This is a genomic window from Arthrobacter sp. 10T419 (assembly GCF_056394105.1).
Genome location: NZ_JBFTHF010000001.1, coordinates 751,466 through 767,746, shown reverse-complemented (window position 1 = coordinate 767,746; position 16,281 = coordinate 751,466). Strand labels below are relative to the sequence as shown.

The following is a 16,281-nucleotide window of genomic DNA, read 5'->3' as shown; positions in this document are numbered from 1 at the left end:
CCTGTGTGGTGCATCCGATTGCCTCCCTTGGCATGACGTACTTATCCAGTCTATTCCTGAAGGTAGCGCACGTTAATGGCTGGCAGCGCGGCGGCCGATCTTGGTGTTCGGGTCGCTGATCATTTCACGCCACTGGGCAATCCAGCCCGGCAGGCGGCCGATCGCGAACAGCACGGTGAACATCTTCTCCGGGAAGCCCATGGCCTTGTAGATCAGGCCGGTGTAGAAGTCCACGTTCGGGTAGAGCTTGCGCTCGATGAAGTAGTCATCCTGCAGCGCCTTCTCTTCGAGGCGGAGCGCGATCTCCAGCAGCTCGTCGTTGCCGCCGAGCTTGCTGAGGATCTCGTGGGCGGTGGCCTTGACGATCTTGGCGCGCGGGTCGTAGTTCTTGTAGACCCGGTGCCCGAAGCCCATCAGGCGGACGCCGTCTTCCTTGTTCTTGACCTTCTCCATGTAGTCCTCGGGCTTGATGCCGTCGGCCTGGATCTGGCGGAGCATCTTGAGCACGGCCTCGTTGGCGCCGCCATGGGCGGGGCCGAAGAGCGCGTTGATGCCGGCGGAGACGGAGGCGAAGAGGTTGGCGTTGGAGGAGCCGACCAGGCGGACCGTGGAGGTGGAGCAGTTCTGCTCGTGGTCCGCGTGCAGGATCAGCAGCAGGTCCAGTGCCTTGGCGACCACCGGGTCCACCTCGTACTGCTCGGCCGGGAGGCCGAAGCTCAGGCGCAGGAAGTTCTCCACGAGGTTGTGGGAGTTGTCCGGGTACAGCATGGGCTGGCCGACGGACTTCTTCAGGGCATAGGCAGCGATGACCGGCATCTTGGCCAGCAGCCGGTAGGTGGAAACCTCAACCTGCTCGGCGTTGAACGGGTCCAGCGAGTCCTGGTAGAAGGTGGACAGCGCGGACACGGCGGAGGACAGCACCGGCATCGGGTGGGCGTCGCGCGGGAAGCCGCTGAAGAAGCCCTTGAGCTCCTCGTGCAGCAGGGTGTGGTGGCGGATCCGCTGGTCGAACGCTTCCAGCTCGGCCGGCGTCGGCAGGTTGCCGTAGATCAGCAGGTAGGAAACTTCCAGGAAGCTGGAGTGCTGGGCGAGCTGCTCGATCGGGTAGCCCCGGTAGCGCAGGATGCCGGCGTCACCGTCAATGTAGGTGATGGCCGAGGTGGTGGCCGCGGTGTTCATGAAACCGGGGTCGAAGGCAACGGCGCCGGTCTGCTTCAGCAGCTTGGAAACGTCGTAGCCTTCGTTTCCTTCAACAACCTTGATGCGCGGGAGCTCGAGCTCGCCGCCCGCGTGACGCAGGGTTGCGCTGGTGGTCTCAGTCATGGATTCTCCTCATGAGGCGTCTGGGCCCCTGTTGAAAGCTTGATCCAACATCTGGTGAAGCCGCCCACGGAACCTGTATCTGGACACGGATTCCAACGGCTGCGCTGCCTTCTTGTGGAAAGCCACCATTGATAGTCAGTTAAAAACTACCGTCAGTTCGCGGGTGGCACTAATCCGAGGCGATTCCAAGGCGACCAAATCCCGCATCTTGTGGCCCTCCTCACAGCATTGTTACGGTCCCGTAGCCAGCCGCTCGACGGCGGCGTCGATCCGCTCGTCACTGGCAGTGAGCGCCACCCGGATGAAGCCGTTGCCGGCGTCCCCGTAGAAGACACCGGGACCGACGACGATTCCACGGTCGGCGAGCCTGCCCACGGTGTCCCAGGTCGCCTCGCCCGCCGTGGCCCAGAGGTACAGTCCGGCGCGGGATTCACGGATGTCCAGCCCGAAACGCTCCAGTGCCGGGACGATCCGTTCGCGCCGGCCGCGGTACAGGTCCTTTTGCGCCGCCACGTGGGCGTCGTCGCCGAGGGCCACCCGCATGGCCTCCTGGACCGGGTACGGCACGATCATGCCCGCGTGTTTGCGGCTGTTCACCAGGTTGGCCATGATCGCGCCGTCGCCGGCCACGAAAGCGGCGCGGTAGCCGGCGAGGTTGGACTGTTTGCTCAGCGAGTAGACCGCCAGGAGGCCCTCATGGGAGTCCCCGGCCACCCGGGGGTCAAGGATGCTGGGGACCGGCTCGCCGCCGCGCTGGACGTCCCATTCGCCCCAGCCAAGTTCGGCGTAGCACTCGTCGGAGGCGACCACGGCACCAAGTTCCCGCGCCTGGCCGACGATCCGCTGCAGCGACGCGACGTCGCGGACGCTGCCGGTTGGATTGGCCGGGGAGTTAATCCAGACGAGCCGGACGCGCGAGCGGGTGTCGGCGTCGAGTTCGTCGAGGTCGTCCGCGGCCACGTGCTCCGCGCCGGCGAAGGTGGCCCCGATGTCGTAGGTGGGGTACGCGACGGTCGGGCGGACCACGACGTCGCCGGCCCTGAGCCCGAGCAGGAACGGCAGCCAGGCCACGAGCTCCTTGGACCCGACGGTGGGCATCACGTTCTGCGGGTCCAGTCCGGGGACGCCGCGGCGCCGGTCGAACCAGGCAGCGATCGCTTCCCGGAGCGCCTGGGTGCCGTGCACCGTCGGGTAGCCGGGCGCATTGGCGGCCGCCCGGAGCGCCTCCTGCACCAGGGCCGGCGTGTCATCCACCGGGGTGCCGATCGAGAGGTTGGCTACGCCCCCCGGGTGCGCCGCGGCCCGCGCGAGATACGGGGCCATGGCTTCCCACGGGTAGTCGGGCAGGCTGAGGCCGAAGCTGCGCACCGCAGAAGTCACCGGAGCGCCGTCCTAGTTGTCTTGGTTCTGCGGGGGCAGGGCGGCGATCATCGGGTGGTCCGTGTGGGTGTTGCCGATCTTGGCGGCGCCACCCGGCGAACCGAGCACGTCGAAGAACTCAACGTTGGCCTTGTAGTAGTCGGCCCACTCCTCGGGGGTGTCGTCCTCGTAGTAGATGGCTTCGACGGGGCAGACCGGCTCGCAGGCACCGCAGTCCACGCACTCGTCCGGGTGGATGTACAGGGAGCGCTCACCCTCGTAGATGCAATCGACGGGGCACTCTTCAATACATGCCTTATCTTTGACATCTACACACGGCTGCGCGATTACGTACGTCACGTCCCTGGCCTCTCCACGTTGGTTCCGGCGTCCCGCCGGATCTTGCTCCCGGCCTGAGCGCCGGGCTACTGACTTCCGAGCCTATTATCTCCCAGTCTGATCCCGCGAACCTAGCCGGGCGTCACAGAGCCCGCGCGTCCTACTATGAACGGGTGAGTTCACCGATCCCCCAGCCGCAGCAGTTCCTCTCCGATGCACCCCTGGGCACCCGCGTGGTGGTGCGGTACCGGATCGAGGGAGGCCTCACGGACGCGATCGGCGACCTCGTGGGGAAGGCCGACGGCGGCTGCACCGTCCGCACCCGGCGCGCCGACGTCGTCATCCCGCTCCGGCTCGTCGTGGCGGCCAAGGAAGTCCCGCCCGCCCCGCCCCGCCGGCCCCGGGGACACGCCCAACCGTAGCCCCGGCCGCCGGACATGCCCACCCCCTGCCCGCGCCGCCGGACATGCCCACCGCCTGCACTGAGCAATGGACATAACACGTATACGTCCATCCCTGACGGGAAGCGGGGAGCATGCCCGTTGCGAGCCCACCCGCCCCCCGCGGAACATGCCCACCCCTAGCTTCGAGCAATGGACATACTGCCCATGTGTCCAGCCTTGGCCGGGAGCGGGGAGCACGCTCATTCTCCGCGGTCGCCGACGGACATGTCCTCGCCTAGAGCCGGGCAATGGACATATTGTCCATATGTCCATTGCCGGCCGCGCGCACGGAGCATGTCCGTCCCGCGCCCGACCGAGCGCGGAACATGTCCATCGACGATGCTGCAACGCGGACAAGTCCAGTGCCGGCAGGGGATGCACACACCCTGCGATCTGCTTTGCTCGGCCCGGACGACCGGCGTCAAGCGGCCGCTGAGAGCCGGTTCAACGCCTCACGGACCATGGCTATGAATTCCTGAGGACGATATTTGAGCAGAGGGTAGGTCACGACCAGGGTGGGTACGCCCAACCGGACAGTGACATTCCACCGCCGTCGGTCTTCTTCGAAACTTGCGCGGTCCATGTGAAACCCGGCACCGTCGGTCTCAATCCCGAGCCGGCCGTCCACCATGAGGTCCAGGTGGCCCATTCCGGGGATGTTCACCTGCGACTCAACATGAAAGCCCGCCCGTCGCAGGAGGAACCGCGCCATGCACTCGATGACCGACTGCGACTGCGGAACGATAGCCGCAGCAATTCTGCGCTCCCGGGCGTCGCTCCGGCCGGCCAGCCGCTGTCGGAGCGCTGATAGCGGAAGGCCCTTGAGGACGACGGCGGATTCGGCGAGTGCCAGGCCGTCCAGTTCCGGCAGGCAGCGCAGGCTTTGGACCACGGTGTCCAGCAGTGTCGGCGGTGCCGCAGACCGGTGGCAGACAAAGCCCGGGTAACTGCGGCTGTGGGGCAGCGCTACATGCGGATGCTTGGGCGTTTCGAGCACCCAAAGTCCACTAAAGTGCGCGGCACTGACACAGGCGGGCTCGGCGGGCAGGGAACGGATGGCGACCAGTTGCGGATCCGCGCCCGGTATTGCGTATACCCCGCGGGCGACCCGGGCGACACTTCCGTTGGCGAGGGCGGCGTTGAGCTGGAAGCTGGATATTCCGGCCGCCGCGAGATGCTTGGCGCGGGCCACGCCGTCGTGCTTGGACATGACTTCACTGACTTTGACCATGGGCCCATGATCTCTATGCCGACCGCCCCGGAGCAGCCCCTTTTTCCGGTATGTGCACAAGTGCATGTCCGTGGGTAGGCGCCGCCGTTGGGCATGTACACCGGCGGGATCGGGACATGTCCGTTTGGCAGGTCCCGGACTGGGCATGTCCATTGCTCAGAACGGGACATGTCCGCTGCCGGGCCCGAGCGGTGGACATAGTGCGAATATGTCCACCCCAGCGGCCGAAGGATGGGCATGTCCCAAGGGGGCAGGTGCGGAGGATGGGCATGTCCACCCCGGGGAGCGGAGGATGGGCATGTCCACCGTGGGTCCGGCTCCGCTACCCCGCGCGCCGTGCGTAGCGGCGGCACCAGACGAGCATGCCCACTGTGACCGCGCCCGCGCCGAAGATCCAGAGATTCCCGGCGAGGTCCCCGATGATCAGCCGCTTGCCTACCTCGAGGGTGGACCACCAGCCTGTCAGCGCGTAGCATCCCGCACCGCAGACCGCCGTCGGGACGAGGGAACGGAAGGCGGTCCCGAGCAGCAGCTCCACGGACGCCAGCAGGACCAGCGCGGCGACAGCGCCCCAGGGAAGGTCGACGCCGGCCACTGCCAGATGCTGCCGGTGCAGCGCGGTGCCGGCCAGGGCAACAAAAAGAGCTGCCGGAAGGGCGGCGGCAATACCGCCTGCCCTTCCGGCAGCTCTCTTAGTCACGTCTCAGCCGAAGCCGGGAGACCGGGATTAGACCTTGGCGCGGGCGCGGTTGGACTTGGCCCGCTCGTTGGTGTCGAGGATGACCTTGCGGATGCGGATCGACTCCGGGGTGACCTCGACGCACTCGTCTTCGCGGGCGAATTCGAGGGACTCTTCGAGGGTCAGGTCGCGCGGCGGCGTCAGGTTCTCGAAGGTGTCCGAGGAAGCGGCACGCATGTTGGTGAGCTTCTTTTCCTTGGTGATGTTGACGTCCATGTCATCGGCGCGGGAGTTCTCGCCGACGATCATGCCCTCATAGACCTCGGAGGTGGGCTTGACGAAGAAGGAGCCACGCTCCTGCAGGTTGATCATGGCGAACGGGGTCACAACACCGGCGCGGTCGGCGATCATCGAACCGTTGGTGCGGTACTCGATCGGGCCGGCCCACGGCTCGTAGCCTTCGGAGATGGAGGCGGCGATGCCGGCGCCTCGGGTGTCCGTGAGGAACTTGGTGCGGAAGCCGATCAGGCCACGGGCCGGAACGATGAATTCCATGCGGCACCAGCCGGTGCCGTGGTTGGCCATGTTGGTCATGCGGCCCTTGCGGGCTGCCATGAGCTGGGTGACGGCGCCGAGGTACTCCTCCGGCACGTCGATGGTCATGTGCTCCATCGGCTCGTGGATCTTGCCGTCGATGGTCTTGGTGACAACCTGCGGCTTGCCCACAGTCAGCTCGAAGCCTTCGCGGCGCATCTGCTCGACCAGGATGGCCAGCGCGAGCTCGCCACGGCCCTGGACTTCCCAGGCATCCGGACGCTCGGTGGGGAGCACCTTGATCGAGACGTTACCGATCAGTTCCTTATCGAGGCGATCCTTGACCTGGCGTGCGGTGACCTTCGCGCCCTTGACCTTGCCGGCCAGCGGCGAAGTGTTGATACCGATGGTCATGGAGATGGCGGGGTCATCCACCGTGATCAGCGGCAGCGGCTGCGGGTTCTCGGCGTCGGTCAGGGTCTCACCGATGGTGATTTCCTCGATGCCGGCGACGGCGACAATCTCGCCCGGGCCCGCGGACTCGGCCGGGACGCGGTCCAGTGCCTTGGTGGCGAGCAACTCGGTGATCTTGACGTTCTTCAGCTCACCGTTGGCGCGAGCCCAGGCCACGGTCTGGCCCTTGCGCAGGGTGCCGTTGTAGATACGCAGCAGGGCGAGGCGGCCAAGGAACGGGGAGGCGTCAAGGTTGGTGACGTGCGCCTGCAGCACACCGTTCGGGTTGTAGGTCGGCGCCGGGATGTGGTCGATGATGGTCTGGAACAGCGGCTCCAGGTCCTCGTTCTCCGGAGCGGTGCCGTCAGCGGGCTGCTCGAGCGAAGCGCGGCCGACCTTGGCGGCGGCGTAGACGACCGGAACGTTGAGGATCTTGTCCAGGTCCAGGTCCGGAACTTCGTCGGCGAGGTCGGAGGCCAGGCCAAGGAGCAGGTCCATGGACTCGTGGACGACTTCCTCGATCCGGGCGTCGGGGCGGTCGGTCTTGTTGACCAACAGGATCACCGGGAGGTGCGCGGCGAGGGCCTTGCGCAGCACGAAGCGGGTCTGGGGCAGTGGGCCCTCAGAGGCGTCGACGAGGAGGACGACGCCGTCGACCATCGACAGGCCGCGCTCGACCTCACCGCCGAAGTCGGCGTGGCCGGGGGTGTCGATCACGTTGATCGTGATGGTCTCACCGTGCGAGGACGGACCGTTGTAGGCCACCGTGGTGTTCTTGGCCAGGATGGTGATGCCCTTTTCGCGTTCCAGGTCACCGGAGTCCATGACACGGTCTTCGAGGTGGTTGTGCTCGGCAAAGGAGTTGGTCTGCTTGAGCATGGCGTCGACCAGAGTGGTCTTGCCGTGGTCAACGTGGGCCACGATCGCGACGTTGCGCAGGTCACTGCGCGATGCAGTGGCTACCGCAGTGTTGGTGGTGGTTTCAGACATGCGTTATTGCTCGATTCAGTGGTGAAGTCAGCTGTTGTATCGCGACATTTCCAACCGGAACGCACGACAGGTACGGCCCTTTGACACAGGGCGCCTTCATCCATTCTAGACGCTAGGGCATTTATTGGCCTAAAATCCCAAAGCGCCCCTCCCCCGGCCTGTTACCGAATCGTGAGTCCCCCACGCTGTCAGGTGACCAAAGTCACTGGTGTTCGGGCCGGGCATGCCGCATTATTGCTGGAGTAACTACGAACGCGGGGGAAGTCCGACATGCCAAGCGTCCAGAGGATGGCCCGTATCATCCCGCCATTTCTCGCCGCAGCCCTCTTCCTTGGCGGCTGTGCCCCGGCGCCCGACGCAGCCGAGTTGCCCAAAACCTCAGACCGCGTGAAGGAGCTTCCGGTGGCCGCGGCGGCCGGCCCGGGACAGCCCGCGGCAGCAGGTTCCGTCCGCAAGAAGACCGCAGCGGTGAATCCGGACAGCCTGCCCCCGGGCTCGATCTACCGGAACCCTGCGAACGGCAGGGACGAAGTCATCGTCGAGGACATTTCGAGCACCGCCGTCTTGATCGGCGATTCCCAGTCCGAGCCTTCGGAGAGCTGGCCCCGGCTTGCCCTCGGGAACCTCGGCTACGACGTGGTGTTCGGCGGCGGAAGCGGCACCGGGTTCGTGGCCGGCAACGGCACCCGCGGAAACTACATCGACGGCCTCGAGAACGGGGACTGGCGCCTGCCCTACGGCGCGCCACCGCTGGTCGTCATCGAAGGCGGCGGAAACGACGCCGCCAGAGGCGCCTCAAATGTCGACATTGCTGAGCACGCCGAGCGCCTGATCCAGGCCATCGAGGACCGCTACCCCGCCGCCGAGGTGGTGCTGGTCGGGACCCTGGCGCGGGGCGCCCAGGCCGGCGGCGGGCGCCGGACACAGGTGGACACCCTGCTGGGCGCGGTTGCCAAGGAGTACGGTCTCTCCTTCGTCAGCGTCGGCGACTGGCTGACCCGTTACGGTCTCGCCCGGTACCTGGCTGACGACCGCCACCTGAATGCAGAAGGGCACAGGCTCGCGGGGGCCCTGCTAACCAAGCGGCTTGAGGCCCTCGACCTGTAAGGACTGACACGGGCCCACGCCGGCCAGGACCGTCAGCCACCAACCAGAAAACAACCAAGAAACAACCAGCCAACGCAAGAGCCGGCGCCCACCCTGGGGTGGACGCCGGCTCTTGTGTTTTAAGGCTTGCTCTTGCCGCAGCCTATGGCTAGGCCGTTGCCACCTCGGGCGGCAGCATGAGCTTGGCGCCGGGAATCGCGTTGAGCAGGGCCTTGGTGTAGTCCTGCTGCGGCGAGTCGAACACGTCGTCGGTGGAACCGGTTTCGACCAGCTTGCCCTTCTCCATCACGCACACGTGGTCGGCGATCTGCCGGACCACCGCAAGGTCATGGGTGATGAACAGGTAGGTCAGGCCCAGCCGGGACTGCAGGTCTGCAAGCAGGTTCAACACCTGCGCCTGCACCAGCACGTCGAGCGCCGAAACGGCCTCGTCGCAGATGATCACCTCGGGGTCGAGGGCCAGGGCGCGTGCGATTGCCACGCGCTGGCGCTGGCCGCCGGAGAGCTCGTTCGGGTACCGCTGCATGGTGGACTGCGGCAGCGCCACCTGGTCCAGCAGTTCCCGGACCTTCTTCTCGCGGCTGGCCTTGTCCCCGATCTTGTGGGTCCGCAGCGGTTCCTCGATGGTCCGGAAGATGTTGTACATCGGATCGAGGGAACCGTAGGGGTCCTGGAAGATCGGCTGCACGCGGCGGCGGAAGGCGAAGATCTCCTTGCTGTTCAGCGTGGAGGTGTCGACGCCGTCGAACACGATCTTGCCCGAGGTGGGCTGGAGCAGGTTCAGCACCATCTGCGCCACCGTGGACTTGCCGGAACCCGACTCCCCCACGATCGCCGTCGTGGTTCCGCGCTTGACGCTGAAGGAGACGTCGTCCACCGCGGTGAAGTCGGTGGCCCGGCCGAAGCCGGAGCGCAGCTTGAAGACCTTGCTCAGGTTCTCAATCTGGAGCACCTCGTCGGGCATGCTCGACGCGACGACGACGTCCTCGGCCGGCGCCAGCAGGTCCTCCGATTCGACGCCCAGTTCCTTGGCGGCCTGGATGCGTCGTGACGCCAGCGACGGCGCCGAGGCGACGAGCCGCTGGGTGTACGGGTGCTGCGGGTTCTGCAGCAGCTCCAGCGAGGGACCGGATTCAACGACCTGCCCGCGGTACATCACCACGACCTTGTCGGCACGTTCGGCAGCAAGGCCCAGATCGTGCGTGATCAGCAGGACGGCCGTTCCGAGCTCGGTGGTCATCTTGTCCAGGTGGTCCAGGATCTGGCGCTGCACGGTCACATCCAGGGCCGACGTCGGCTCATCGGCGATGAGCAAGCGCGGCTGACAGGACAGGCCGATGGCGATCAGGGCACGCTGGCGCATGCCGCCGGAAAACTCGTGCGGATACTGGTTGGCGCGGCGCGCAGCATCCGGCAGGCCGGCCTCGGAAAGCACCTTCGCGACGTCGTCCGGGCCGCTGGGCAGCCCGTTCGCCTTGAGTGTTTCCCGGACCTGGTAACCGATCTTCCAGACCGGGTTGAGGTTGGACATCGGATCCTGCGGCACCATGCCGATGCTGTTGCCGCGCAGCTCGATCATGCGCTTCTCCGAGGCGTGGGCGATGTCCTCGCCGTCGAAGATGACTTGTCCGGCAGCCACCCGGCCGTTGCCCGGAAGCAGGCCGATGGCGGCCAGCGCCGTCGTCGACTTGCCGGAACCGGATTCGCCGACGATCGCGACGGTTTCGCCGGGCATCACGGTGAGGTGGGCGTTGCGGACGGCGTTGACCTCGCCGTTGCTGGTGGTGAAGCTGATTGCCAGGTCCTTGATTTCAAGGAGCGGGCGCCCGGCCGCCGCGCCGGCTTCGTGGATTTCGACAGAGGCGTTCATGGCGTCCCCTTTCATCGCTTGCGCGCTTTGGGATCGAGCGCATCACGCAGGGCGTCGCCCAGCATGATGAAGCTCAGGACGGTGATGGACAGCGCGATAGCCGGCCAGAGCAGCGGCATCGGGTTGGACCGCAGGGACGCCTGCGCCGCCTGGATGTCATTGCCCCAGGACATGACGCTCGGCGGGAGGCCGATGCCGAGGAACGACAGGGTGGATTCCGCGACGATGAAGGTGCCCAGCGAAATGGTGGCCACGACGATGATCGGCGCGAGCGAGTTCGGCATGACGTGGCGCATCAGCGCGCCGAACTTGGAGACACCCAGGGAACGGGCGGCAGTCACGAAGTCCGCGTTGCGGACCTCGATGACGGCGCCGCGGGTGATGCGCGCGATCTGCGGCCAGCCGAAGGTGACCAGGATCAGCACGAGCGTCCAGGCCGTGCGGTTGGCACGGAACACCGGCAGCTGCATCATCACAATGGCGCCGAGGATCAGCGGCAGGGCGAAGAAGATGTCGTTGATGCGGGCCAGGATGGAGTCCACCCAGCCCCCGTAGTAGCCGGCGAGGGCCCCCATGATGCCGCCGATGAGGAGGACGCCGAGGGTGGTGAAGAGGCCCACGGTCACCGAGGAGCGCGTGCCGAAAATGACGCGCGCATACACGTCGCAGCCTTGCTGGGTGAAGCCCAGCGGGTGCCCGGCCGCCGGTCCGGCGTCGGAATTGGCCAGCTGGCATGCCTCGGAGGCCGGATCAATACCGGAAAAGAGCGAGGGGAAGAGTGACACGGCGACGACGACGAGGATCAGGAACGCGGAGATCAGGAAGAGCGGCTGCCTGCGCAGGTTCTTCCAGGCCTCGCCCCAAAGGCTCAGCGGGGCCTGGTCTTCCTTGACCTTGTCGGTTGCCTGCAGCGGTGTTTCGGCAAAGTCGGCGACGAAGTGTTCGACGTGCCGCTTCGCCGGCGCCGCAGGGCGCAGGTCTGGGGTCATGTTCTCAGGCGTCATAGCGGATCCTTGGGTCAAGCCAGGCGTACAGCAGGTCTACAAGCAGGTTGGACACGACGTAGATCAACACGAGCACCGTGACGATCGAGACGACCGTGGGGCCCTCACCCTGCGTAACGGCGCGGTAGAGCCGGTTGCCGACACCGGGGACGTTGAAGATGCCTTCGGTGACGATGGCTCCGCCCATCAGGGCGCCCAGGTCGGCGCCGAGGAAGGTGATCACCGGGATCAGCGAGTTGCGCAGAATGTGCACGCGGACCACACGGAAGCGGGACAGGCCCTTGGCGGTGGCGGTGCGCACATAGTCGGCGTTCATGTTTTCGATGACGGATGTCCGGGTGAGGCGCAGGACGTAGGCGAATGAGCCCAGGCCGAGGACGATCGCCGGCAGGATCAGGTCCTGCACATTGGCGGCCGAGCTGACGGTGGGCTTGGCCCAGCCGAGCTGGACGCCGATGGTGAACTGCAGCAGGAAGCCGAGCACGAAGATCGGGATGCCGATCACGATCAGGGAGGCGATCAGGACCGTTGCGTCGAAGAACTTGCCCTTCCGGAGGCCGGCGATCAGACCGAAGATGATGCCGAAGACGGCTTCGAAGATCAGCGCCATGACGGCCAGCCGGGCCGTGACCGGGAAGACCTCGCCCAGCACGGCGGCGATCGGGCGGCCGGAGAAGTCCTGGCCAAGGTCGAAGGTGAAGATCCCCTTGAGATACAGCAGGTATTGGATCCAGAACGGCTGGTCCAGGTGGTACTGCTCGCGGAGCTGGGCCGCGACGGCCTGGTTGACCGGCTTGTCGCCGAAGAGTGCCACGATAGGGTCGCCAGGCAGGCTGAAGACCAGGAAGTAGACAAGCAGCGTGGCGCCCAGGAAGACCGGGATCAGCTGCAGGAAACGCTTAAGGATGTAGGTCGCCATCAGCGAAGGACACCCCCGTCAGCAGGCATCCTGTCCAAGGATGCGGCGGAGTTGTTCATCAAAGAACCTTTTCACTATGGGTGCAGCCGTCGCCGGTGCGGTCACGGCGGGCCGGCTGCGAAGACACCGGCCGAAGGCTGGTGCTTAGAAATTGGGGTGGAAGCAAAACAACGGCGGAGGCCCCAATCCAGGCAGCCCCCGCCGTTGTTCAGTTGTTACTTGCCAGTGATGTTGTAGTACAGCGGGACGCCGTCCCAGCCGTAGTCAACGTTGGTGACCTTGTCGCTCCAGCCGCCCTGGGCAACCTGGTACCACAGGGGGATGGCCGGAAGGTCGGTCAGGAGGGTTTCCTGGGCCTTGTTCATGGCCTTGTTGCCTTCGCTGACCGAGGAAGCGGCGAGACCTTCAGAGATGGCCTTGTCGAACTCCTTGTTGGCGTAGCGGGCGTCGTTCGAGCCTGCACCGGTCTTGTAGATCGGTCCGAGGAAGTTGTACAGCGACGGGTAGTCGGCCTGCCAGCCGGCGCGGATCGCACCGGTCAGCGTGCCTGCGGTGGCGTCGTTGCGGGCTTCCTTGAAGGTCGCGTACGGCTTGCCCTCAACCTTGATGCCCAGGGTGTTCTTGAGCTGGTTCACAACAGCCTCGACCCATGCCTTGTGGCCGCCCTTGTCGGCGTTGTAGGCGATGGTGAAGGTCTTGTTGGCGTCCCACTTCTGGATGGCGTCAGCCTTGGCCCAAGCGGCCTTGGCCTTGTCGGCGTCGAACTTCAGGTTCTCGGAACCCGGGATCGAGTCGCTGTAACCGTCCAGGACGGGGGCGGTGAAGTCCTTGGCGGGCTGGCGTGCGCCGCTGAAGATGACCTTGGTGATTTCATCGCGGTTGATGGCCATGGAGATGGCCTGGCGGCGAAGCTTGCCGGCTTCCCCGCTCCACTCCGGCAGGTATTCCGGAATCGCGATGGTCTGGTTGCCGGCGTACGGCTTGTTGATGGTGCGGTCGCCCAGGTCGGTCTTGAAGTTCTTCAAGGCGCTCGTGGGGATGGTCTGCAGGATGTCCAGGTTGTTGGACAGCAGGTCCTGGTACGCGGCGTCGTCGTTCTGGAAGATCTTGAACGTCACGCCGGCGTTCTTGGCCTTGCGGGGGCCGTTGTAGTCCGGGTTCGGGACGAGCTGGATCTGCACGTTGTGCTGCCAGCCGCCGTCGGCCAGCTTGTACGGGCCGTTGCCGACCGGCTTCTCGCCGAAGCCCTTCGGGTCCTTCAGCGCACCGGAGGGAACCGGAACGAAGGCGGTGTAGCCGAGACGCAGCGGCCAGTCGGATTCCGGCTGCTTGAGTTCGACGGTGAAGGTCTGGTCGTCGACGACCTTCAGGCCGGACATGGTCTCGACCTTGGAGCCTTCGGCGCTGGCCTCGTCGTAACCCTTGATGCTTTCGAAGAAGGCGCCGCTGAGCTGGGCGTTCTTAGCGGCCGCACCGAAGTTCCAGGAGTCGACGAACGACTTGGCGGTGATGGCCTCGCCGTTCGTGAACTTCTGGTCCTTCTTGATCTTGATGGTGAAGTGCTGGCCGTCCTTGCCTTCGATGGACTCGGCCAGTTCGTTCACGGGCTTGCCGCTGGGGTCATAGCTGACCAGGCCGGCGAAGATCATGTCGATGACCTTGCCGCCGCCAACTTCGTTGGTGTCGGCCGGCATCAGCGGGCGCTGCGGCTCCGAGCCGTCGGCGATGATGACCTTGCTGGCGTTGCCGCCGGTGCTGCCGCCGGCGGTGTTAGAACCGCCGCCGCCGCAACCGGTAAGGGCCAAAGCGGCGATAGCCACCATGCCCAGTGCTTTGGAAGTGCGCGAAAAACGCATTCCGCCTCCTAAGAGTTGTGGGAGTTCGTGCGGGAGAGACTTGTGCTTCCCGGCAGGCCCGGGCACAGAGATATCCTGTGACGTGGCCTACATATGGAAGTAGCCTAACCGCAAAAAGTCCGAATGGTGGAACTCCGTTGCCAAACCGTGACTCGACAACGTCGTGACGGCTAGCGTCAATCGCAACGTATTTCAAGTCACACATTACTGGCTGGTACCATTCGCTCCCGGCGGCTCCTGGTTATGGCCCGTTAACCGAAAATCTCCCGCGGAACCCCTTAGCTGGCGCCCGAGAGCAGCTGGGCGCGCAGCTCCCGCCGCTCGCGCTGCTTCTCCGGATCCGGCAGCGGCACAGCGGCCAGGAGCCGCTGGGTGTAGGCCTCCTGAGGGTTCCGGAGGATCTGGTMGCGGGTGCCCTGTTMGACGATCCGTCCGCGCTGCATCACGCAGATCCTGTCGGCCAGGACGTCGACGACGGCCAGGTCGTGAGTGACGAACAGGCAGGCGAAGCCAAGTTCCTTCTGCAGGTTCTGGAAGAGTTCGAGCACCTTGGCCTGGACGGACACGTCAAGGGCCGAGGTAGGTTCGTCGGCCACCATCAGCTTCGGCTTCAGCGACAGGGCCCGGGCGATGCCCACGCGCTGCTTCTGGCCGCCGGAGAGCTCGTGCGGGTACCGGTTGCGGTAGTCGCGCGGCAGTTCCACATGGTCCAGCAGCGCCTCGATCCGGGACTGCAGCGCGGCGCCCTTGGCGACGCCGGCGAGGAACATCGGTTCGCCGATGCTTTCGCCGATGGGCAGCCGCGGGTTCAGCGAGGATGACGGGTCCTGGAAGACCATGCCGACGTGCCGGCGCATTTCGTGCAGCTGGCGGCCGTTCTTCTTGGCGGCGGAGATGTCCTGCCCCACGACCTTCATGGTGCCCGCCGCCACGGGGAGCAGGCCGACGGCGGCACGCCCGATCGTTGTCTTGCCGGATCCGGACTCCCCCACCAGGCCGACCACCTGGCCGGGGTAGATCGCGAGGTTGGCGCCCTCGACGGCGCGGAAGGCCGGCACGCGCCCCTGCTTGGGGTACTCGATGGCGACGTCGGTGAGTTCCAGCACCGGTTCGCCCTGCGGCTTCACCGTCGAGGCGGCGGACAGCGCGGCGGCGTTTTCGCGCTCGCGGCGGAGCAGCTCCGAACGCGGGACCGCCTCAAGGTCGGCGTGCGTCGCCGCCGCGAGGGCCGCGGTCACGTCAACCTCGTCGTCGCTCGCCGCACCGCCCTGCCCGAGGTGCGGGACGGCGGCCAGGAGGGCCTTGGTGTACTCATGCTGCGGGTTGTGGAAGATCTGCTCCGCGGTGCCGGTCTCGACGATCAGCCCCCGGCGCATGACGGCGATCCGGTCCGCGAGGTCCGCCACGACGCCCATGTCGTGGGTGATCAGCACAATCGCACTGTCCAGCTTGTTGCGCAGGTTGCGCATGAGGTCCAGGATTTCCGCCTGGACGGTGACGTCCAGCGCGGTGGTGGGCTCGTCCGCGATCAGCAGCTTCGGGTCGCAGGAGAGCGACTGGGCGATCATGGCGCGCTGCCGCTGACCGCCGGAGAGCTGGTGCGGGTAGGACTTGAAGGCCTTTTCCGGGTCCGGCAGCTCCACGAGGTCGAGCATCCGCAGGGCACGCTCCTTTGCCTGGTCGGGCGAGACCTCATTGTGCAGCCGGATGGTCTCCACGATCTGCGCGCCCACGGTGTACACCGGGTTCAGGGCCGTCATGGGCTCCTGGAAGATGACTGCGACATCCTTGCCGCGGACCGCGCGGATGTTGGCCTCGTTCCCGCCGAGCAATTCCTTGCCGCCAAGTTTCACGCTGCCGCTGACCCGGCTGTTGCTCGGCAGCAGTCCCAGCAGTGCCATCGAGCTGGCGCTCTTGCCGGAGCCGGACTCCCCCACGATCGCCAGGACCTCACCGGCCCGAACCTCGTAGTTCAAGCCGATCGCCGCGGGAACCCACTTCTTGTCCACGCCGAAGTCGACGCTGAGGTCCCGGACCTCCAGGACGGTGTCACCTTTTCCGGGCGCGGGAGCCGGGGCGGGATCCAGGGTGATGAAGTCAGTCATGATGGGTTTTTCCTTCCACCCGAGCCGCCGTCGCACCGGTGATTAGTGCTGGAACTCGGAATACTGAAT

Annotated in this window: 13 protein-coding genes; 2 read left to right on the top strand and 11 right to left on the bottom strand. The window is 65.9% G+C overall.

Annotated features, from left to right (window positions below):
* Positions 1-72: 72 nt before the first annotated feature.
* The 3 genes from AC1DBD_RS03650 to fdxA form a co-directional block, all read right to left on the bottom strand.
* The gene (locus AC1DBD_RS03650; protein WP_476981450.1) at positions 73-1,323 is read right to left on the bottom strand and encodes a citrate synthase; all 1,251 of its coding nucleotides are present in this window, start codon (positions 1,321-1,323) and stop codon (positions 73-75) included.
* A gap of 231 nt (positions 1,324-1,554) precedes the next feature.
* The gene (gene dapC / locus AC1DBD_RS03645) at positions 1,555-2,703 is read right to left on the bottom strand and encodes a succinyldiaminopimelate transaminase (RefSeq protein ID WP_476981449.1); all 1,149 of its coding nucleotides are present in this window, start codon (positions 2,701-2,703) and stop codon (positions 1,555-1,557) included.
* A gap of 12 nt (positions 2,704-2,715) precedes the next feature.
* Entirely contained in the window at positions 2,716-3,042 is a 327-nt protein-coding gene (gene fdxA, locus AC1DBD_RS03640; protein ID WP_056737938.1) for a ferredoxin, read from the bottom strand.
* A 152-nt stretch (positions 3,043-3,194) separates the two neighbouring features.
* Between fdxA and AC1DBD_RS03635 the strand changes: the two genes are divergently transcribed.
* On the top strand, positions 3,195-3,443 hold the full coding sequence (locus AC1DBD_RS03635; protein ID WP_476892188.1) for a putative acetyltransferase: 249 nt from the start codon (positions 3,195-3,197) through the stop codon (positions 3,441-3,443).
* 442 nt (positions 3,444-3,885) lie between these two features.
* Here AC1DBD_RS03635 and AC1DBD_RS03630 read toward each other — a convergent pair whose 3' ends face one another.
* From AC1DBD_RS03630 to typA, 3 genes are all read right to left on the bottom strand, one after another.
* The gene (locus AC1DBD_RS03630; RefSeq protein ID WP_476981448.1) at positions 3,886-4,695 is read right to left on the bottom strand and encodes a type IV toxin-antitoxin system AbiEi family antitoxin domain-containing protein; all 810 of its coding nucleotides are present in this window, start codon (positions 4,693-4,695) and stop codon (positions 3,886-3,888) included.
* Positions 4,696-5,017: 322 nt separating this feature from the next.
* Positions 5,018-5,395: a hypothetical protein gene (locus AC1DBD_RS03625; protein WP_476981447.1), complete on the bottom strand. Its 378-nt coding sequence runs from the start codon at positions 5,393-5,395 to the stop codon at positions 5,018-5,020.
* 27 nt (positions 5,396-5,422) lie between these two features.
* Positions 5,423-7,351 (bottom strand): translational GTPase TypA, encoded by a 1,929-nt coding sequence (gene typA, locus AC1DBD_RS03620; protein ID WP_441417163.1) that lies wholly within the window; start codon positions 7,349-7,351, stop codon positions 5,423-5,425.
* 288 nt (positions 7,352-7,639) lie between these two features.
* Between typA and AC1DBD_RS03615 the strand changes: the two genes are divergently transcribed.
* The gene (locus tag AC1DBD_RS03615) at positions 7,640-8,458 is read left to right on the top strand and encodes an SGNH/GDSL hydrolase family protein (RefSeq protein ID WP_476981446.1); all 819 of its coding nucleotides are present in this window, start codon (positions 7,640-7,642) and stop codon (positions 8,456-8,458) included.
* Between the two features lie 148 nt (positions 8,459-8,606).
* Here AC1DBD_RS03615 and AC1DBD_RS03610 read toward each other — a convergent pair whose 3' ends face one another.
* The 5 genes from AC1DBD_RS03610 to AC1DBD_RS03590 all read right to left on the bottom strand — a co-directional run bounded on the left by AC1DBD_RS03610 (position 8,607) and on the right by AC1DBD_RS03590 (position 16,212).
* Positions 8,607-10,328 (bottom strand): ABC transporter ATP-binding protein, encoded by a 1,722-nt coding sequence (locus AC1DBD_RS03610; protein ID WP_441417161.1) that lies wholly within the window; start codon positions 10,326-10,328, stop codon positions 8,607-8,609.
* Positions 10,329-10,339: 11 nt separating this feature from the next.
* Positions 10,340-11,332 carry an ABC transporter permease gene (locus AC1DBD_RS03605; protein WP_441417160.1) on the bottom strand — a complete coding sequence of 331 codons (993 nt, stop codon included), beginning with the start codon at positions 11,330-11,332 and terminating at the stop codon, positions 10,340-10,342.
* On the bottom strand, positions 11,322-12,251 hold the full coding sequence (locus AC1DBD_RS03600; protein WP_476981445.1) for an ABC transporter permease: 930 nt from the start codon (positions 12,249-12,251) through the stop codon (positions 11,322-11,324). The genes AC1DBD_RS03605 and AC1DBD_RS03600 overlap by 11 nt, the downstream gene beginning before the upstream one ends.
* Before the next feature lie 215 nt (positions 12,252-12,466).
* Positions 12,467-14,107, bottom strand: a complete 1,641-nt coding sequence (locus AC1DBD_RS03595) for a peptide ABC transporter substrate-binding protein (RefSeq protein ID WP_441417158.1) — start codon at positions 14,105-14,107, stop codon at positions 12,467-12,469.
* 278 nt (positions 14,108-14,385) lie between these two features.
* Positions 14,386-16,212: an ABC transporter ATP-binding protein gene (locus tag AC1DBD_RS03590; protein WP_476981444.1), complete on the bottom strand. Its 1,827-nt coding sequence runs from the start codon at positions 16,210-16,212 to the stop codon at positions 14,386-14,388.
* Between the last annotated feature and the right edge of the window lie 69 nt (positions 16,213-16,281).